The 267-nt window shown below is 52.4% G+C and carries 1 pseudogene; it reads left to right on the plus strand.

Annotated elements, in window-relative coordinates:
- Positions 1–60 precede the first annotated feature (60 nt).
- Positions 61–267 (plus strand): annotated as a pseudogene (locus tag R0J88_RS20600) (hypothetical protein); the annotation flags it as partial.

Consider the following 267-nt stretch of genomic DNA (forward strand, 5'->3'; position numbering starts at 1 on the left):
GGTTAACCTTGACCGCTGTACAAGGTATACTCGGACGATTTTCACTGTTTTGAGCCAGACATGAAGCTGATACGCGGCATACATAATCTCAGCCAGGCCCCGCAAGAAGGGTGTGTGCTGACTATTGGTAATTTCGACGGCGTGCATCGCGGTCATCGCGCGCTGTTACAGGGCTTGCAGGAAGAAGGGCGCAAGCGCAACTTACCGGTGATGGTGATGCTTTTTGAACCTCAACCACTGGAACTGTTTGCTACCGATAAAGCCCCG

Source organism: Pseudoalteromonas sp. SIMBA_162, assembly GCF_046535955.1.
Taxonomy (GTDB): domain Bacteria; phylum Pseudomonadota; class Gammaproteobacteria; order Enterobacterales; family Alteromonadaceae; genus Pseudoalteromonas; species Pseudoalteromonas marina.